1 protein-coding gene is annotated in these 1,156 nt (G+C 59.2%); it reads right to left on the bottom strand.

The window, feature by feature from the left end:
• Positions 1-1,156: FG-GAP repeat domain-containing protein (locus tag RSO01_RS46815; protein WP_147157483.1), on the bottom strand; the 1,156-nt coding region annotated here is incomplete at both ends.

Below are 1,156 nucleotides of genomic sequence, written 5' to 3'. Positions count from 1 at the left end.
TTCAACCGGTGACCCTGCGATGCTAACTGACCGCTGCCCCAACAGGACGGAAAGGCCGGCACCGCTGGTGAAAACGACATCGGCTACCCCGTCACCGTTTACATCAGCGGTAAGGGCGCTCGCAGCATATCCCGATTGTCCATAGATCGTTCCATTCTGAAAGGTGCCGTCGCCGTTGCCCAGCATGACGTTTAAGCCGGAAGACGAAGGCAACGCCAAGTCGAGCCTGCCGTCGCCGTTGATATCCGCGGCGCCAATGTTCCAGCCTCCGGTCGTCGTCGAAACCACCGTGGGCGTTCCGAAAACACCGGCACCCTGATTCACGAAAACTGCTATCTCATTGCTGTGGATGTCGCTGGCCACTATGTCGAGCAGGCCATCACGATTGAAGTCGGCAATCGCCAATGCGCTAGGATTGCCGGTAAGCGCGGCGTAGTCGGTGTGGCTGTTAAATGCCCCGCTGCCATCGCCCAACATTACGGAAACGGTGTTCGCGTAGTACCCGCTGACTATTAGGTCGGTATTGCCGTCGTTGTTCAGGTCGGCAATCTCGATGGAAAACGGACCGTACGTCGTTGCATAGTCCTGTCGCACGCCAAAGGTGCCATCGCCGTGGCCCAGCAGAACGCTGATGGCTTGGTTCGCTACAGCGATGTCCGCGTTGCCATCACCGTTTAGATCGCCGATCGCGACACCCGCTGGAAATACGTCTGGCACGGTTGTCGCAGCCCCGAAGGTCCCGTCTCCGTTGTTCAGGAGGATGGCGAGGCCACTTCCACTGGGATCGGCGATATCCGGCTTTCCATCCTTGTTGAGATCTCCAACCGCGACGAACAGGTAGTTCGACGCCCCATTGGAATAGAGGGCAGGCGCATCGAACGTCCCATCGCCACGACTGACATACACAGCGACCTTATCGCTGTCGTAAACTTCAGCCACCACGTCGGCATAGCCATCCCCATTCACATCGCCGATAGCAATCCCATCGTTGCTTGGCACCGGTCCCGCCAACGGGCCAACCACCAAAGGCGACATCGGTGAAAGCTCAGGCACGTCATTGACGTTGGTCACCGTCGTCGTCGCCGCACTGGCCATGCTCTCCAAGGCGCCGTGACCATCGGTGTAGTTCGCCACCACCCGGATGCCCGCACCCACG

Source organism: Reyranella soli (assembly GCF_007992495.1).
GTDB lineage: Bacteria > Pseudomonadota > Alphaproteobacteria > Reyranellales > Reyranellaceae > Reyranella > Reyranella soli.
This window is presented reverse-complemented; position numbering and strand designations above follow the sequence as displayed.